Genomic DNA, 14,486 nt, shown 5'->3' with positions numbered 1-14,486 from the left:
AACCACCATACGAATGCATGTTATCGCCACGCAGACTACTGTAATTCACAGAAGAACCAAGCCCGCCTGATCTAACTCCGTGCGCTAACACACAGTTCCAGAAGGTCGAGGCACAAAGCGCTGAGCCTGTTAAAATGCGCGCCCACTCTCCATGTGATAACTGTAATGTCCCGACTGAACCCTCGGCAGCAGGAAGCCGTGAACTACGTCGGCGGCCCTCTTTTGGTGCTCGCCGGTGCTGGCTCCGGCAAGACCAGCGTCATCACCCGCAAGATCGCCCACCTGGTGCAGAACTGCGGTATTCGCGCGAGCCACATTGTCGCCATGACCTTTACCAACAAGGCCGCGCGCGAGATGAAAGAACGCGTCGGCACGCTGCTTAAAGGCGCCGAAGCGCGGGGGCTGACGGTTTCGACCTTTCATAACCTGGGCATGAACATTATCCGCAAGGAATACGCACGCCTGGGTTATAAGCCAGGGTTCTCGATCTTCGACGAAGGTGATATCAAGGCGCTGCTCAGCGATATCATGCAAAAAGAGTATGCCGGTGATGACGGCATTGACGAGATCAAGAACTACATCGGCTCATGGAAAAACGACCTGATACTGCCCGATCAGGCACTGGCCGAAGCACGCACCCCTAAAGAACAGACCGCGGCCATCGTCTACCTGCATTACCAGCGCACCTTGAAGGCCTATAACGCAGTCGACTTCGATGACCTGATCCTGATGCCAGTAAAGCTGTTTCAGGAACATGCCGACATCCTGGAAAAATGGCAGAACCGAATTCGCTACCTGCTGGTCGACGAATACCAAGACCCCAACCCCAGCCAGTATTTGCTGGTAAAACTCCTGGTCGCCACCCCCAACCAGTTCACCGTGTTTGGGGATGACGACCAGTCGATCTATGCCTGGCGGGGTGCGCGGCCGGAAAACCTGATGCTGCTCAAGGAAGACTACCCCTCACTGAAGATTGTCATGCTGGAGCAGAACTACCGCTCCACCAGCCGCATCCTCAGGTGTGCCAACACCCTGATTTCCAATAATCCACACGCCTTCGAGAAACAACTCTGGAGCGAAATGGGCGTGGGTGATGAGATTCGCGTAATCCGTTGCCGCAACGAAGACGCCGAGTGCGAGCGCGTGGCCATGGAAATTCTCACCCTGCACCTGCCCACCGATCGCCCCTACAACGACTCCGCCATCCTTTATAGTGGTAATTACCAGGCCAAGCTGATGGAGCTCAAGCTCCAGCATCACCAGATTCCTTATCGCCTCAGCGGCGGCACCAGCTTCTTCGCCCGCCAGGAGGTGAAGGATTTGATGTCCTATTTCCGCCTGCTGGTGAACCCCGATGACGACAATGCCTTTTTACGGGTGATCAACGTGCCTCGCCGCGAGATAGGCTCGGCGACCCTCGAAAAACTGGGCAACTACGCCACCGAGCGTAAGGTCAGCATGTACCAGGCGGCGGGCGAAATTGGCTTGGGTGAACACCTCGACAGCCGCTTCACCGAACGTCTGGCACGCTTTACCCGTTGGATGGACGGCGTACGCCAGCAGTGTGCGCAGAACGACCCCATCGCGGCGTTGCGCAGTATGGTAATGGACATCGATTACGAGAACTGGCTGCGCCAGAACGCCTCCAACGACAAAGTAGCCGATGCGCGCATGGGTAATGTCTGGTTTCTGATCGAGGCGTTGAAAAACACCCTCGAACGTGACGAGGATGGCGACATGACCATCGAGGACGCCATTGGCAAGCTGGTGTTGCGCGACATGCTCGAACGCCAGCAAGAGGAGGAAGAAGGTGCCGATGGCGTGCAGATGCTGACATTGCATGCCTCCAAAGGCCTTGAGTTTCCATACGTATTTATCATCGGCATGGAAGAGGAAATCCTTCCGCACCGCTCCAGTATCGAAGCTGACACCATTGAAGAAGAGCGGCGCCTGGCCTACGTTGGTATCACCCGCGCGCGCGAAACCCTGGCGTTCACCTTCGCTTCCAAGCGCAAACAATACGGTGAGATAATCGACTGCACGTCCAGCCGCTTTCTCGATGAGTTGCCACCCGAGGACTTGCAGTGGGAAGGTCTGGAAGAAGCCCCGGTTGAAGTCAAGGCCGCCCGTGGCAATGCGGCACTGGCGGACCTGCGGGCAATGCTGAAAAAATAGACGGTTTTTCTATCGCCCATTATGGGCCAGGCACTCTTGGAAAATTTGCGCACTGGGCCGCTCCATCCCGGAACGCCCCGGCGCAACTGACTTCAGAGACGCCTAAGGCCAGGCAAAGGGCAAACACCCCGGCATAGACTGGGGTTTCACACTAAATGAGGGCTGTTGCGTGGAAGCGCTGAAACAAAAAATTCGCGAAGAAGGCATTGTGCTCTCAGAGCAGGTACTTAAAGTCGATGCTTTTTTAAACCATCAGATTGATCCCAAGCTGATGCAGCAGATTGGACATGAATTCGCGGTCCGCTTTCGCGACCAGAAGATCACAAAAATCGTCACCATCGAGGCCTCTGGTATTGCTCCGGCAGTAATGGCGGGGCTGGAGCTCGGAATTCCGGTCATTTTTGCCCGCAAATACCAGTCGCTGACGCTCAAGGACAACCTGCTCACATCCAAGGTCTACTCCTTTACCAAGCAGACAGAAAGCACCATTGCCGTCTCGGCCAAACACCTGACCGCCGATGATCATGTGCTGGTCATCGACGACTTCCTGGCCAACGGGCGCGCGGCCAAAGCATTGATCGACGTGATCCAGCAGGCTGGAGCCAGCATCGCCGGAATTGGCGTGGTAATCGAGAAGTCATTCCAGGTGGGCCGCAACGAGCTGGACCAACAAGGTTTTCGCGTTGAATCACTGGCGCGTATCAGTTCGCTGGCGGACGGCAAGGTCAGCTTTCTCGAGTAAGAACAGCACTGGCGGGCAGGCCTTGCCGGGCTGCCCGCCAGCGCGTTGGCGGTCAACGCTTACCGACGCCTTGCGTAGCCTGCAAGCCCGCCAATACCAATCGCTGGTACAACTCCTCTCGCAAGCCATCTGGCTGAGCCAGGCCCATGCGCTGCAAATGGTCCATAAACGCCTCGGGCTCGGGCGCTTCAAGCGTGGCCTTGCCAAGACGCAATATCTCCGAGAGCTTGAATTTGCGCTTGAGCCAGGTCAGGGCGCGTAGCAAGTCGCGCTCCACGGGGGTGAAATCGCAGCCCAGGGCAAACTCATCGAACAATGGGCCATGCTCGGTTTGCAACGCCTCCAGGCGTTCGGGCAGGTTATTGCGGTAGGCAGGATCGAGCTCGAAGGCTTTGTCGAGCTTGCCATTGGCTTGCGCTTGCGCGATCAACTCGGCCTGGAAACGCGAGTCACTGATCTTCAATAAGGCCTCTATCACCTGCGAATCACTTTTGCCGCGCAAATCGGCAATGCCGTATTCGCTGATCACAATATCGCGCAGATGCCGTGGAATCGTGGCGTGGCCATAGGTCCAGACAATATTTGAGCGAACCTCGCCATCGGCCTCACGCCAACTGCGCAGCAGCAATATTGAGCGTGCATCTTCAAGCGCATGGCCCTGGGCAACAAAGTTGTACTGGCCGCCAACGCCACTGAGCACACGACCGTTTTCAAGCTGGTCAGACACCGCGGCGCCCATCAAGGTCATGGTAAATGCCGTGTTGATAAAGCGCGCATCGCGGCGCTGCAACCGCTTTAACTGCTCCTGCCCGTATAGCTCGTTGATAAAGCAGATGCCGGTCATGGCATAGCGTTGGCGTTGCTCGAAGCTCAGTTCATTCAAGCGCTCGTAGAATGAGCGCGGCCCGAGGAAGAAACCGCCATGCAAGACCACGGCGTTATTGGCCGGCCGCAAATAGTCGACCAGGGCGTGCTGGGTCTGTGGGTTCGCCAGATCCGCCGGCACCAAAGCCGACGGCAGCTCCAGCTGCCCTTCAACCAGGCGGATTTCAGTGGTGAGCAAGCCATGGCCCTGCAACTCGGCCAAGCGGCGTTCATCAAGCCTGGAGGGCAACCCGGCATCAAGCAGGGCCTGGACACTGCGTGGCCTGCCTTGTTCATCCAGCGCCCCGGCAGAGGCCAGTTGCTGCACCAGCAAATCCGGGTATACCGCACGCCGGATGACCCCGGCATCAGCCAGTAACAACAAGCCGTTGACGAACATCTCGCTGCAGCCGTACAACCCTTTGTCGAAGGCCTCGGTGCCACCAACCTGCCCCGCCAACTCGTGCCAGTCGGGTGTGCAATTCAATGCTTCAAGCAACGCCTTGTACTGGCTGTTGTTGGCATGCCGCGCCAAGAGTGCGGCGGTGACCGCATCGCCCATGGAGCCAATGCCAATTTGCAAGGTACCGCCATCGCGCACCAGGGTGCTGGCATGCATGCCAATGCAATGATCTTGCAAGCTGATTGGCATATTGGGGGTTGAGAACAAGGCCGATGTCTCAGCGTCTTGCAGTTGGATGTCAAAGCGCTCACAGGCAATCTCGGCATCACCCGCCATATAGGGCAGTTGGCTATGAACCTGGGCCAGATAGAGGATTTTCTCGCCATTGGCTCGGCGCTTTTCCAACATCGGCAACAGGTAAAGGTTGATATCCGGGTTGCAGCTCAGGCTGAAATTTTAAGGCCGCAGCGGATCAGTAGCCAATAGTTGCGCCAGGACATTGAGACCCCGGCTATTGATATCGCGCGCAGCATGGCTGTAATTGCTGCTGACGTAGTTTTGCTGCGCCTGGTCATTGTCGAGCATGCTTGCGGGCTGCATGAAAAACTGCTCGACCCGGATATTTGCCGGCAACTCGCCACGACGCAGGTCGCCGAGAAAGTCCAACTCGGGGTAATCGGCAAACACACGCTCCACGAACGGCTGCAAAAAACGTTGTTGCAAGCCCTGCTCGGCATGCGGGCGCCCCAGGCAAAGGGCCGTGTAGATGTTGAGTTCGCGCTCAGGCAGTTGTTTGCAGCGCTGGTAGAGCGCATTCACCCAAGTATTGGGCTTGCCAAGGCCAAGCGGCAGGCCAAGATGGATAGGCCCGTCAATTTCGCGCAGGACTCGCTCTACAGCGTCATCAATCGAACACAATTGCGGCATCAAGCACTCCTTGCGCTTAGCTGATCTCTCCAGTTCGACTATACCCGCATCGCAATTACGCCCCGAAGCAAAAATCTATGTCAGCCCATTGCTCGCAATGACGACAAACTGCCTCTGCGGGCCAGGCATCACGCTTCACGCCGCACGGCGGGTTTCTAGACCCCGGAAACGAAAACACCCTGCGCGAGCGAACCCGCGCAGGGTGTTTCCGATGACCCGCCGCTCTGTTGCGGCGCCAAGGAAACTGTCGGCTTACAGGCCGGACATTTTCTCGATGGTCGCTTTGAGCTCTTCCTCGGAGAAATCGCCACAAGTGCCCTTAGGCGGCATGCCATTGATACCGTTGAGGGCTTTAGCCAGCAGGCCGTCTATACCGCCCTGCTCGTCAGCACGTTTTTTCCAGGCAGCAGTGTCACCGATTTTTGGTGCACCCAATACGCCTGTCGAGTGGCAAGCACCGCAATGGCCCGCGATGATGTCATCTGGAGACTTGGCACCGCCACCGCCTGCAGCAGCGGAAGCAATTTCAACGCCCTTGCACTCTTCGCCCTGAACACAGACTTCACCCACTGGCTTCAAACGAGCAGCAATTGCATCGTCAGTCGCTGCTTGGGCAGAAGCAGCCCAGATAGCCAGCACGGCTGCAGGAGCAACCAACATTTTTTTAATCATATTCACGCTTACACCCTCATCGTGGCTTGGTTCGCCCGCGGCCACGGTTTCGCGAGCGGGATCTAAGTATAACGAGAAGCCCTGCAAGCTGGAACACACCAAATGCCGCAGTTGCGGCCAGTCTTGTCGCTCAACCGGCCCGCCGACTCGGTACAGGCTGTATTTTCGGGAGTTTCCACAGCAATAACGCGCCCCCCCGGCACAGCGTTGTTGACGAATCCGTCAGAAATTCGCCGGTGTTGTCGCGCTGATCAGCTTGGCGGGTTCATCGTAGGGGTTACGAAAACGGTGCGGTTTACTGCTCTCAAAGTAGTAGCTATCCCCCTTTTCGAGGATATAGCTTTCACTACCAACCACCAGTTCAAGCCGGCCCTCAATCAGCATCCCGGCTTCTTCGCCTTCGTGATTGAGCATCTCGTTGCCGGTATCGGCGCCAGGTGGGTAGGTTTCTGAGAGGAAGGCGATAGCACGGCTGGGATGAGCCTTGCCGACCAGTTTCATGGTCACGGCGCCATCGGAGATATCAATCAGCTCATTCGCCTTGTAGACGACTTGAGTATTGCTGTCCTGTTCCACGTCGAGGGAGAAAAACTCCACCAGCGACATAGGGATACCCGCCAACACCTTTTTCAACGAACTGATCGAGGGGCTTACACTGTTCTTTTCGATCATCGAAATAGTGCTGTTGGTGACACCCGCACGCTTGGCGAGTTCACGCTGGGAAAGGCCTTTTAACTTACGGATGGATTGCAGTCGTACACCGGCGTCCAATGCTTGCGTCCCCCTCGGGAAGATACGAAAAAATTAGCCGTATCATGGCAATAGCGTTCAGTATTTACAACAGTTTGTGCCTAAATATTGCCCATCCGAATAGTTAGAACCGCACTTTCAGTTATTAACCCCCTAAATAGAGCAATGGCACGCGGCGCAGGTTGCAAAACAACTGGTAGGGAATTGTCCCGGCATGGGCGGCGACATCGCTTGCCAGCACCTGCTTGCCCCATAATTCGACTCGGCTGCCTAGCCCGGAATCCGGCAAATCAGTCAAATCGACCGTCAGCATGTCCATCGACACCCGGCCAATCAGCCGGCTTGGCTTACCGTCAATCATCACCGGCGTGCCTGTCGGCGCATGACGTGGATAACCATCGGCATAGCCCATGGCAACTACACCCACGCGGGTTGGTCGCTCAGTGACAAAGCGCGCGCCATAACCCACCGGTTGCCCTGCCGGCAGTTCACGCACGCTGATGATTTTCGACTCCAGGGTCATTACCGGCTGCAACCGCACGGCCACAACCTGGGCCTGCTCAAACGGGGTTGCGCCATAGAGCATGATGCCCGGGCGCACCCAGTCACTGGGCACATCGGGCCATCCCAGCAGCGCTGGCGAATTGCGCAAGCTAACCTCGGCATCGAGACCTTCGCGGGCCTGTTCAAAAACCGCGACTTGCTCAGCACTGCACGAGCAGTCAAGTTCATCGGCGCGGGCAAAGTGGCTCATCAGCACGATTTTTTCCACCTGCGCACATTTCATCAGACGCTGGTAAGCCGCAGCGAAGTCGTCTGGATGCAGGCCGACGCGATGCATACCGGAATCAAGCTTCAACCAAATGGTCAGCGGCTGGCTGAGGTTCGCCTGTTCAAGCGCTTCAAGTTGCCACATCGAATGCACCACACACCAAAGCCTGTGCTGCTCGATCAGCACCAACTCTTGAGGCTCAAAAAAACCTTCAAGCAGCAGGATTGGCTGAGCTATACCCGCTTCGCGCAGTTGCAGCGCCTCTTCGATACAGGCCACCGCAAAACCATCAACCTCATCAGCAAGCGCCTGGGCACAACGAACAGCGCCATGCCCATAGGCATCGGCCTTGATCACGGCAAGGGCTTTGGCGGCCGAGATTTCACGGGCCAAACGGTAGTTGTGGCGCAAGGCATTGAGATCAATCAGGGCACGGGCTGGTCGCATAAATTGAGCTTCTTGGCAGATGGCTGGCTTGATTAAAAAAAGCCCAGCGGGACTGGGCTAGATGGTGACACGTAACAGTTGAAACCACTTCACAGGCCCAGGAGCCTCTGAAAACATTCGGGGCTTTACGGCAGAGCGGCAATGACGCTCATCTCCACCAGTACATCCGGGCGATACATCTTGGCCTCGACTGCAGCGCGGGCCGGCGCCGTGCCGGGTGCAACCCAGGCATCCCAAACCTGATTGAGACTGGCATAGTCACGCGCCATGTCCTTCAGATAAATAGTCACCGACAAAATTCGGCTTTTGTCGGTGCCCGCTTCGCTCAACATCAAATCGATATTGGCCAGGGTTTGCCGGGTTTGTTCGCTGGCGTCGGCGTTGTAGTCATCCGCCAACTGGCCAGCCAAGTAGACAGTGCCGTTGTGGATAACTATTTCGCTGTAACGGGTTTCAGTGCGCAGGCGGTGTAGAGCCATGTTTTTCTGCTTCCTTAGTACGGCTATAAAGAGAAAAATCCAGGCCTTCGGCGCTGATCTGCGGACGCTGGGACGCCATGGTGTCCGCCAGGAAGCGCCCGGAACCACAAGCCATGGTCCAACCCAGGGTGCCGTGACCGGTATTCAAGAACAGATTGCGGTAGCGAGTGCCGCCTACAATCGGCGTACCGTCTGGGGTTGCCGGACGCAGGCCGGTCCAGAATTCAGCCTGGGTCAGATCGCCGCCCTGTGGATAAAGATCCCCGACCAGCATTTCCAGGGTTTCGCGGCGACGTGGATTCAAGCTCATGTCAAAACCGGCGATTTCAGCCATGCCGCCAACCCGGATGCGCTTATCAAAGCGGTTAATCGCCACTTTGTAGGTTTCATCAAGAATGGTCGACATCGGCGCCATATCCGGATTCACAATAGGCACGGTTAGCGAGTAGCCCTTGAGTGGATAAACCGGAGCACGGATACCCAGCGGCTTGAGCAGTTGCGGGCTGAAGCTGCCTAGCGCCAGGACATAGCGATCTGCGGTTTCCAGCTTGCCATCGATCCATACACCGTTGACCCGGTCACCCAGCGCTTCAATACGTTCGATGTTCTGGCCGAAGCGGAACTCGACACCCAGCTTGCGAGCCATCTCGGCCAGCTTGGTGGTGAACATCTTGCAGTCGCCAGTCGGGTCATTCGGCAAACGCAGGGCACCGGCCAGTTTATCGGTAACACTTGCCAGAGCGGGTTCAACGCGAGCAATGCCCTCGCGATCGAGCAGCTCGAACGGTACGCCCGACTGCTTGAGTACAGCAATGTCTTTAGCGGCGTTATCAACCTGCGCCTGGGTACGGAACAACTGGGTGGTGCCAAGGCTGCGGCCTTCGTACGCGATACCGGTTTCGGCGCGCAACTCGTCAAGGCAGTCACGGCTATATTCACACAGGCGCACCATGCGCTCTTTGTTTACCGCATAACGGCTGGCCGTGCCGTTGCGCAGCATTTGCGCCATCCAAAGGTACTGGTCAACATCGCCAGTGGCCTTGATTGCCAGCGGTGCATGTTTTTGCAGCAGCCACTTGATTGCCTTGAGCGGAACGCCCGGTGCAGCCCAAGGAGATGCATAACCAGGTGAAACCTGGCCGGCATTGGCGAAGCTGGTTTCCAGCGCAGGGCCGTCCTGACGGTCGACCACGACCACCTCAAAACCCTGACGAGCCAAATAGTAAGCGCTGACGGTGCCAATCACACCACTACCGAGAACCAGAACCCGCATCATTTTTCTCCTCGCCGAGACTATGCACTGGCGTTTTTTGTCATGAGAGTAGATGCGGCTAGTATATGAATCATCGAGCAGTGCAATTAAATAAACATCAGCCTATATTTAGTAATAACTCTCGGAAAAACCCGCTTGGACGGAGGAGTATTTCTTATGCGCACCCAGCATCAGTCCCGCCGCGATCTGGACAAGATTGACCGCAACATCCTGCGTATCCTGCAGGAAGATGGCCGCATATCCTTTACCGAACTCGGCGAACGCGTGGGTTTGTCGACCACGCCCTGCACCGAACGGGTACGCAGGCTTGAGCGCGAAGGCATCATCATGGGTTACCACGCCCGCCTCAATCCGCAGAACCTCAAGGCCAGCCTGCTGGTTTTTGTCGAGATCAGCCTGGATTACAAATCGGGCGACACCTTCGAAGAGTTCCGCCGCGCAGTACTCAAACTGCCACATGTACTGGAGTGTCATCTGGTATCGGGCGATTTCGATTATCTGGTCAAGGCCCGGATCAACGAGATGGCGTCGTACCGCAAGTTGCTCGGCGACATCCTGCTCAAGCTGCCGCACGTACGCGAATCCAAGAGCTACATCGTCATGGAAGAGGTTAAGGAAAGCCTCACCCTGCCCGTGCCGGAATAAGCCTAGACCAGCACCTGACGAGTGGTTGCAATCAACCTGTGCACCTGCTGCTCGACCTGCGGATCAACAGGTTCATCCGGACCACGCCCATGGGGGCATGGCAGGCGCGGCGTGGTGCCAAACAGACGACAAATCAGCGGGCGCTGGTCGTACACCTCACAGCCTTGTGGTCCCAGGTGCACGCAGTTCAGCTCATCCAGCGCCGACGCGTGCTCGGCATCGCTCTTGTGCGGCAGCCGCGACATTTCTTCTGACGAGGCAGTGACCGGCCCGCAGCAATCGTGACAGCCAGGTATGCAGTCAAAGCGCGGAATATGCAGGCGCAGGTGATCAATCTTACGGCTGGTACAGCTCATCGAAGCACCTCTTGGCTAGGGAACCCATGGTAACCGGTTAGGACCGGATCACTGCCAACTGGCAAACAAAATCGTCGGATTATCGGTTTATTTGCCGCTGGCACTTGGCGATCAAGGAAGTCCGCGCTTATGCTTCGTAAAATTTTCCAAACATAATAAACAGGATTTCGCACATGAACGCCCGCGTTCACCAACCGGTTCACAACAATCAGCATGCTGCTTCCTATTACGCCGCCAGCGCGAATCGCACTATTGCGCTGCAACCCTTGGGAGGTGAGCTACGCGCTGATGTGTGCATTGTCGGTGGGGGTTTCTCGGGGCTCAACACGGCGATTGAACTGGCCCAGAAAGGCCTTTCGGTAGTACTGCTCGAAGCCCGCAAGATAGGCTGGGGCGCCAGCGGCCGTAATGGCGGCCAACTGATTCGCGGCGTTGGTCATGGCGTCGAGCAGTTTGAGTCGGTAATTGGCGCCCAAGGCGTGCGCGAACTCAAGCTGATGGGCCTCGAAGCCGTTGATATCGTGCGCAAGCGCGTCGAGCAATTCAGCATCGACTGCGACCTGACATGGGGCTATTGCGACCTGGCCAACAAGCCGCGCGACCTCGAAGGCTTCGCCGAAGATGCCGCCGAGTTGAAAAGCCTTGGCTACCAGCACGAATTGCGCCTGCTGCAACCAAACCAAATGCACGAAGTGGTTGGCTCAGACCGCTACGTCGGTGGCTTGATCGACATGGGCTCAGGGCACCCGCACCCACTCAACCTGGCATTGGGCGAAGCCGCTGCGGCGCAAGCATTGGGTGTACAGCTCTTTGAAGACTCCACCGTCACCCGCATTGAGTATGGTGCCGAGGTCAAGGTCCATACCGCTAATGGCGTCGTACGGGCCAACAACCTGGTCCTGGCCTGCAACGCCTACCTTGGCGATCTCAACAGCAACCTTGGTGGCAAGGTGCTGCCGGCGGGCAGCTATATCATCGCCACCGAACCCTTGAGCGTCGAACAAGCGCAGGCGATCATTCCAAAAAACATGGCGCTCTGTGATCAACGTGTCGCCCTGGATTATTACCGCCTGTCAGCAGACAACCGCTTATTGTTTGGTGGCGCCTGCCACTATTCAGGTCGTGACCCTGAAGACATCAGCGGCTATATGCGGCCCAAAATGCTGGAAGTCTTCCCAGAGCTGAAAAACACCAGGATCGACTTCCAATGGGGCGGCATGATCGGTATCGGCGCCAACCGCCTGCCGCAGATCGGGCGCCTCAAGGGTCAGCACAATGTGTTTTACGCCCAGGCTTATTCCGGCCACGGCGTCAACGCCACACACCTGGCGGGCAAGCTACTGGGTGAAGCCATCGCCAATCAGGCCAGCACCGGCTTCGACCTGTTCGACAAGGTGCCGCACATGACCTTCCCGGGCGGAAAATACCTGCGTTCGCCCTTGCTCGCGCTGGGCATGCTCTGGCACCGGATGAAAGAAGTGCTGTAGGCCTGGGCTAGGCAAGTGCAGGCTGCGCAATGTAAGGCTGGACCACCGACAGGCTATGCGCAACGGCGACATCTTTCTCGCCCACCGGTGCCACATAGTGAATCGCCGATGCAGCAGCCTCGGCGCCAGCCAGCTTGGCGATGATCCACGTCGCCAAGTATTGCGAAGCCATGCAGCCACCAGCCGTGGCGATATTGCCCTCGGCGAAAAATGGCTGATTCAATACCTCGACACCCGACTCGACAACCCAGGGCTTGGTGGTCAGGTCGGTGCAGGCCGGGAGCCCATTCAAGACGCCCAATACCGAAAGCAACAAGGTGCCCGAGCATTGTGCGCAGACCAATTGCCTGGCTGGGTCCAGCTTCAAGCGATCCAGTATTGCCCGGTCCTTGGCAATCTCGCGGGTGTAGATACCGCTCCCGACCAACACCACATCGGCGCTATTGGCAAACTCCAGGGGCTGCTGCGCTGCAATCCTGACCCCATTCATCGAGGTGACATGGTCATCAGGACAGCTAATCTGCACATTCCAGCCTTGGCCTTTCATCCGATTCAATATGCCGGCGGCAATGAATGAATCGAGTTCGTTGAATCCTTCAAATGTCAAAATTGCGATGTTCATTCAGCTATCTCCAAGCCGCCGACTCAAAGCTTCCAAAACGGTAGATTGGCTTCGCGATTTGCCTGCGCGCGCGTCAGCCCGATATCCGCCAATTGCTGGTCATTGAGCGTCAACAATGCCCGACGCGTACTGATGCGACGCAGCAGGCGGGTCCAACGTGATACCGGCGGACCATAGTCTGCAGGTGTAGACATGCGCGGCGTGGCATCTTGCTGCAACTCTTGCTGACCGAGCGTCAAACGGACATCGCTTAAACCATTCATCTCCTTGCTCCTGGAATTCAGTCATTTCGAGAGTAAAGAATGGCGCTTGCAGCAAAATCATGACAGATTCAAAAAACACATATTAAAACCATACAGATATGGCTAAATGCTGACTGAATTGTAAAATCCAGGCGAAACTGTACTGGTCTGCACTCAGTCACCTAGCCTGCGAGATGCCCCATGACGCTCTATATCGACCTCGCCAACATGATCAGCTCCCGCATCGAACAGGGCCTGTATCGCCCTGGGGATCGCCTGCCTTCGGTGCGCGCATTGAGCGTCGAACACGGTGTCAGCCTGAGCACGGTGCAGCAAGCCTATCGCCACCTTGAAGACCAAGGCATGGCGACTCCGCGCCCGAAGTCCGGTTACTTCGTACCACCGAGTCGCCAGAAACCCGAGCTGCCGATGGTCAACCGCGCGGCCCAGCGGCCGCTGGATGTCTCGCAGTGGGACAACGTACTTGAACTGATCAGCATCCCGCCCGGCAGTCCTGTCTTGCAACTGGGACGCGGCATGCCGGATATCAGCAGCCCCACCCTCAAACCCCTGCTGCGCTCCATATCGCGTCTCAGCCGGCGGCAAAGCGTGATCGAACTCAGTTACGGTTGCATCAATGGCGATCCCGCCTTGCGCGAGCAGATTTCCCGCCTGATGCTCGACTCCGGCTGCCAGATTCCGGCCGAGGATATAGTCACCACCACCGGCTGCCATGAAGCGCTATCAGCGGCAATCGGCGCAACCTGCAAACCGGGCGATGTGATTGCAGTCGATTCGCCAAGCTTTCACGGTGTTATGCAGGCACTGAAGGGCTTTGGCATGAAGGCGCTGGAACTGCCCACCGACCCCTTGACCGGTATCAGCCTTGAAGCGCTTGAACTGGCACTTGAGCAATGGCCGATCAAAGCCATCCAGCTGACGCCGACGTGCAACAACCCACTGGGCTACATCATGCCGGACGCCAACAAGCGCGCCCTGCTCGAACTGGCCCAGCGTTATGACGTGGCGATTATCGAAGATGATGTCTATGGCGAACTGGCTTACAGCTACCCACGCCCACGTACGATCAAATCCTATGACGAAGACGGCCGGGTACTGCTGTGCAGTTCATTCTCGAAAACCCTGGCGCCCGGCCTGCGCATCGGCTGGATCGCACCGGGTCGCTACCTGCAGAAAATCCTGCATTTGAAATACATAGGCACCGGCATGGCCGCGCAGTTGCCGCAGCTGGCCCTGGCGGAATACATCGCTGCCGGCCATTACGAGCCACACCTGCGGCGCATGCGCAGCCAGTACGCCCGAAATCGCGACCTGATGACCAATTGGGTGAGCCGCTACTTTCCACCGGGTACGCGCGTCAGCCAGCCAGACGGGGGCTTTATGCTGTGGATCGAACTGGATCGACAGTTCGACAGCCAGCGCCTGAATCGCGCCCTGCTACCGCACGCCATCCAGATCGCGCCAGGTAGTATTTTCTCGGCAACCGGCAAGTACCGTAATTGCCTGCGCCTGAACTACGCCACCAAGGCTACTGCAGAGATCGAGGATGCCGTGCGCAAGGTTGGCGAGACAGTTGCGCAACTACTCGCCTCGCCCGATTGAGCCACCC

The 14,486-nt window shown here is 57.2% G+C and carries 13 protein-coding genes and 1 pseudogene; 5 read left to right on the top strand and 9 right to left on the bottom strand.

Translation table 11 applies throughout. The features are described from left to right. The first annotated feature begins 165 nt into the window (after window positions 1–165). Both rep and PSES9_RS0117805 read left to right on the top strand, forming a co-directional pair. On the top strand, window positions 166–2,175 hold the full coding sequence (rep, locus tag PSES9_RS0117810; protein WP_010489211.1) for a DNA helicase Rep: 2,010 nt from the start codon (window positions 166–168) through the stop codon (window positions 2,173–2,175). 169 nt (window positions 2,176–2,344) lie between these two features. After that, entirely contained in the window at window positions 2,345–2,917 is a 573-nt protein-coding gene (locus tag PSES9_RS0117805) for a xanthine phosphoribosyltransferase (protein WP_010489210.1), read from the top strand. Window positions 2,918–2,969: 52 nt separating this feature from the next. Here PSES9_RS0117805 and PSES9_RS25750 read toward each other — a convergent pair. The 6 genes and pseudogenes from PSES9_RS25750 to dadA all read right to left on the bottom strand — a co-directional run bounded on the left by PSES9_RS25750 (window position 2,970) and on the right by dadA (window position 9,504). Next, window positions 2,970–5,111 (bottom strand): annotated as a pseudogene (locus PSES9_RS25750) (acetyl-CoA hydrolase/transferase C-terminal domain-containing protein). Window positions 5,112–5,363: 252 nt separating this feature from the next. Beyond that, window positions 5,364–5,789, bottom strand: coding sequence for a c-type cytochrome (locus PSES9_RS0117795; RefSeq protein WP_010489209.1), 426 nt, complete (start codon window positions 5,787–5,789; stop codon window positions 5,364–5,366). Between the two features lie 216 nt (window positions 5,790–6,005). Next, on the bottom strand, window positions 6,006–6,554 hold the full coding sequence (locus tag PSES9_RS0117790; RefSeq protein WP_010489208.1) for a cupin domain-containing protein: 549 nt from the start codon (window positions 6,552–6,554) through the stop codon (window positions 6,006–6,008). Between the two features lie 124 nt (window positions 6,555–6,678). After that, window positions 6,679–7,752: an alanine racemase gene (gene alr, locus PSES9_RS0117785; RefSeq protein WP_010489207.1), complete on the bottom strand. Its 1,074-nt coding sequence runs from the start codon at window positions 7,750–7,752 to the stop codon at window positions 6,679–6,681. A 125-nt stretch (window positions 7,753–7,877) separates the two neighbouring features. Further along, on the bottom strand, window positions 7,878–8,231 hold the full coding sequence (locus tag PSES9_RS0117780) for a RidA family protein (RefSeq protein WP_010489206.1): 354 nt from the start codon (window positions 8,229–8,231) through the stop codon (window positions 7,878–7,880). Next, window positions 8,206–9,504 carry a D-amino acid dehydrogenase gene (gene dadA, locus PSES9_RS0117775; protein WP_010489205.1) on the bottom strand — a complete coding sequence of 433 codons (1,299 nt, stop codon included), beginning with the start codon at window positions 9,502–9,504 and terminating at the stop codon, window positions 8,206–8,208. Before dadA ends, PSES9_RS0117780 begins: the two co-directional genes overlap by 26 nt. Before the next feature lie 156 nt (window positions 9,505–9,660). Between dadA and dadR the strand changes: the two genes are divergently transcribed. Continuing rightward, the gene (dadR, locus tag PSES9_RS0117770) at window positions 9,661–10,149 is read left to right on the top strand and encodes a transcriptional regulator DadR (RefSeq protein ID WP_010489204.1); all 489 of its coding nucleotides are present in this window, start codon (window positions 9,661–9,663) and stop codon (window positions 10,147–10,149) included. 2 nt (window positions 10,150–10,151) lie between these two features. Here the strand turns inward: dadR and PSES9_RS0117765 are convergent, their stop codons facing one another. Next, the gene (locus tag PSES9_RS0117765; RefSeq protein WP_010489203.1) at window positions 10,152–10,505 is read right to left on the bottom strand and encodes a YkgJ family cysteine cluster protein; all 354 of its coding nucleotides are present in this window, start codon (window positions 10,503–10,505) and stop codon (window positions 10,152–10,154) included. A 173-nt stretch (window positions 10,506–10,678) separates the two neighbouring features. Here PSES9_RS0117765 and PSES9_RS0117760 point away from each other — a divergent pair, with 173 nt between their 5' ends. Next, window positions 10,679–11,992 carry an NAD(P)/FAD-dependent oxidoreductase gene (locus tag PSES9_RS0117760; protein ID WP_010489202.1) on the top strand — a complete coding sequence of 438 codons (1,314 nt, stop codon included), beginning with the start codon at window positions 10,679–10,681 and terminating at the stop codon, window positions 11,990–11,992. Between the two features lie 7 nt (window positions 11,993–11,999). Here PSES9_RS0117760 and PSES9_RS0117755 read toward each other — a convergent pair whose 3' ends face one another. Both PSES9_RS0117755 and PSES9_RS0117750 read right to left on the bottom strand, forming a co-directional pair. Then, the gene (locus tag PSES9_RS0117755) at window positions 12,000–12,614 is read right to left on the bottom strand and encodes a DJ-1/PfpI family protein (RefSeq protein WP_010489201.1); all 615 of its coding nucleotides are present in this window, start codon (window positions 12,612–12,614) and stop codon (window positions 12,000–12,002) included. 23 nt (window positions 12,615–12,637) lie between these two features. Next, window positions 12,638–12,877 carry a DUF1127 domain-containing protein gene (locus PSES9_RS0117750; protein WP_010489200.1) on the bottom strand — a complete coding sequence of 80 codons (240 nt, stop codon included), beginning with the start codon at window positions 12,875–12,877 and terminating at the stop codon, window positions 12,638–12,640. 180 nt (window positions 12,878–13,057) lie between these two features. Here PSES9_RS0117750 and PSES9_RS0117745 point away from each other — a divergent pair, with 180 nt between their 5' ends. After that, window positions 13,058–14,479, top strand: coding sequence for an aminotransferase-like domain-containing protein (locus PSES9_RS0117745; RefSeq protein WP_010489199.1), 1,422 nt, complete (start codon window positions 13,058–13,060; stop codon window positions 14,477–14,479). Window positions 14,480–14,486: the final 7 nt, after the last annotated feature.

The sequence above is a fragment of the Pseudomonas sp. S9 genome (assembly GCF_000222125.1).
GTDB lineage: Bacteria > Pseudomonadota > Gammaproteobacteria > Pseudomonadales > Pseudomonadaceae > Aquipseudomonas > Aquipseudomonas segetis.
The sequence above is the reverse complement of the archived record's forward strand: the minus strand, read 5'-3'. Positions and strand labels throughout refer to the sequence as shown.

Bases quoted from the DNA above. Each gene is read 5' to 3' on its own strand.
- PSES9_RS0117750 (WP_010489200.1), bottom strand. From the start codon at position 12,877: ATGAATGGTTTAAGCGATGTCCGTTTGACGCTCGGTCAGCAAGAGTTG.
- PSES9_RS0117780 (WP_010489206.1), bottom strand. From the start codon at position 8,231: ATGGCTCTACACCGCCTGCGCACTGAAACCCGTTACAGCGAAATAGTT.
- PSES9_RS0117745 (WP_010489199.1), top strand. From the start codon at position 13,058: ATGACGCTCTATATCGACCTCGCCAACATGATCAGCTCCCGCATCGAA.
- rep (WP_010489211.1), top strand. From the start codon at position 166: ATGTCCCGACTGAACCCTCGGCAGCAGGAAGCCGTGAACTACGTCGGC.
- dadR (WP_010489204.1), top strand. From the start codon at position 9,661: ATGCGCACCCAGCATCAGTCCCGCCGCGATCTGGACAAGATTGACCGC.
- PSES9_RS0117765 (WP_010489203.1), bottom strand. From the start codon at position 10,505: ATGAGCTGTACCAGCCGTAAGATTGATCACCTGCGCCTGCATATTCCG.
- PSES9_RS0117760 (WP_010489202.1), top strand. From the start codon at position 10,679: ATGAACGCCCGCGTTCACCAACCGGTTCACAACAATCAGCATGCTGCT.
- PSES9_RS0117755 (WP_010489201.1), bottom strand. From the start codon at position 12,614: ATGAACATCGCAATTTTGACATTTGAAGGATTCAACGAACTCGATTCA.
- alr (WP_010489207.1), bottom strand. From the start codon at position 7,752: ATGCGACCAGCCCGTGCCCTGATTGATCTCAATGCCTTGCGCCACAAC.
- dadA (WP_010489205.1), bottom strand. From the start codon at position 9,504: ATGCGGGTTCTGGTTCTCGGTAGTGGTGTGATTGGCACCGTCAGCGCT.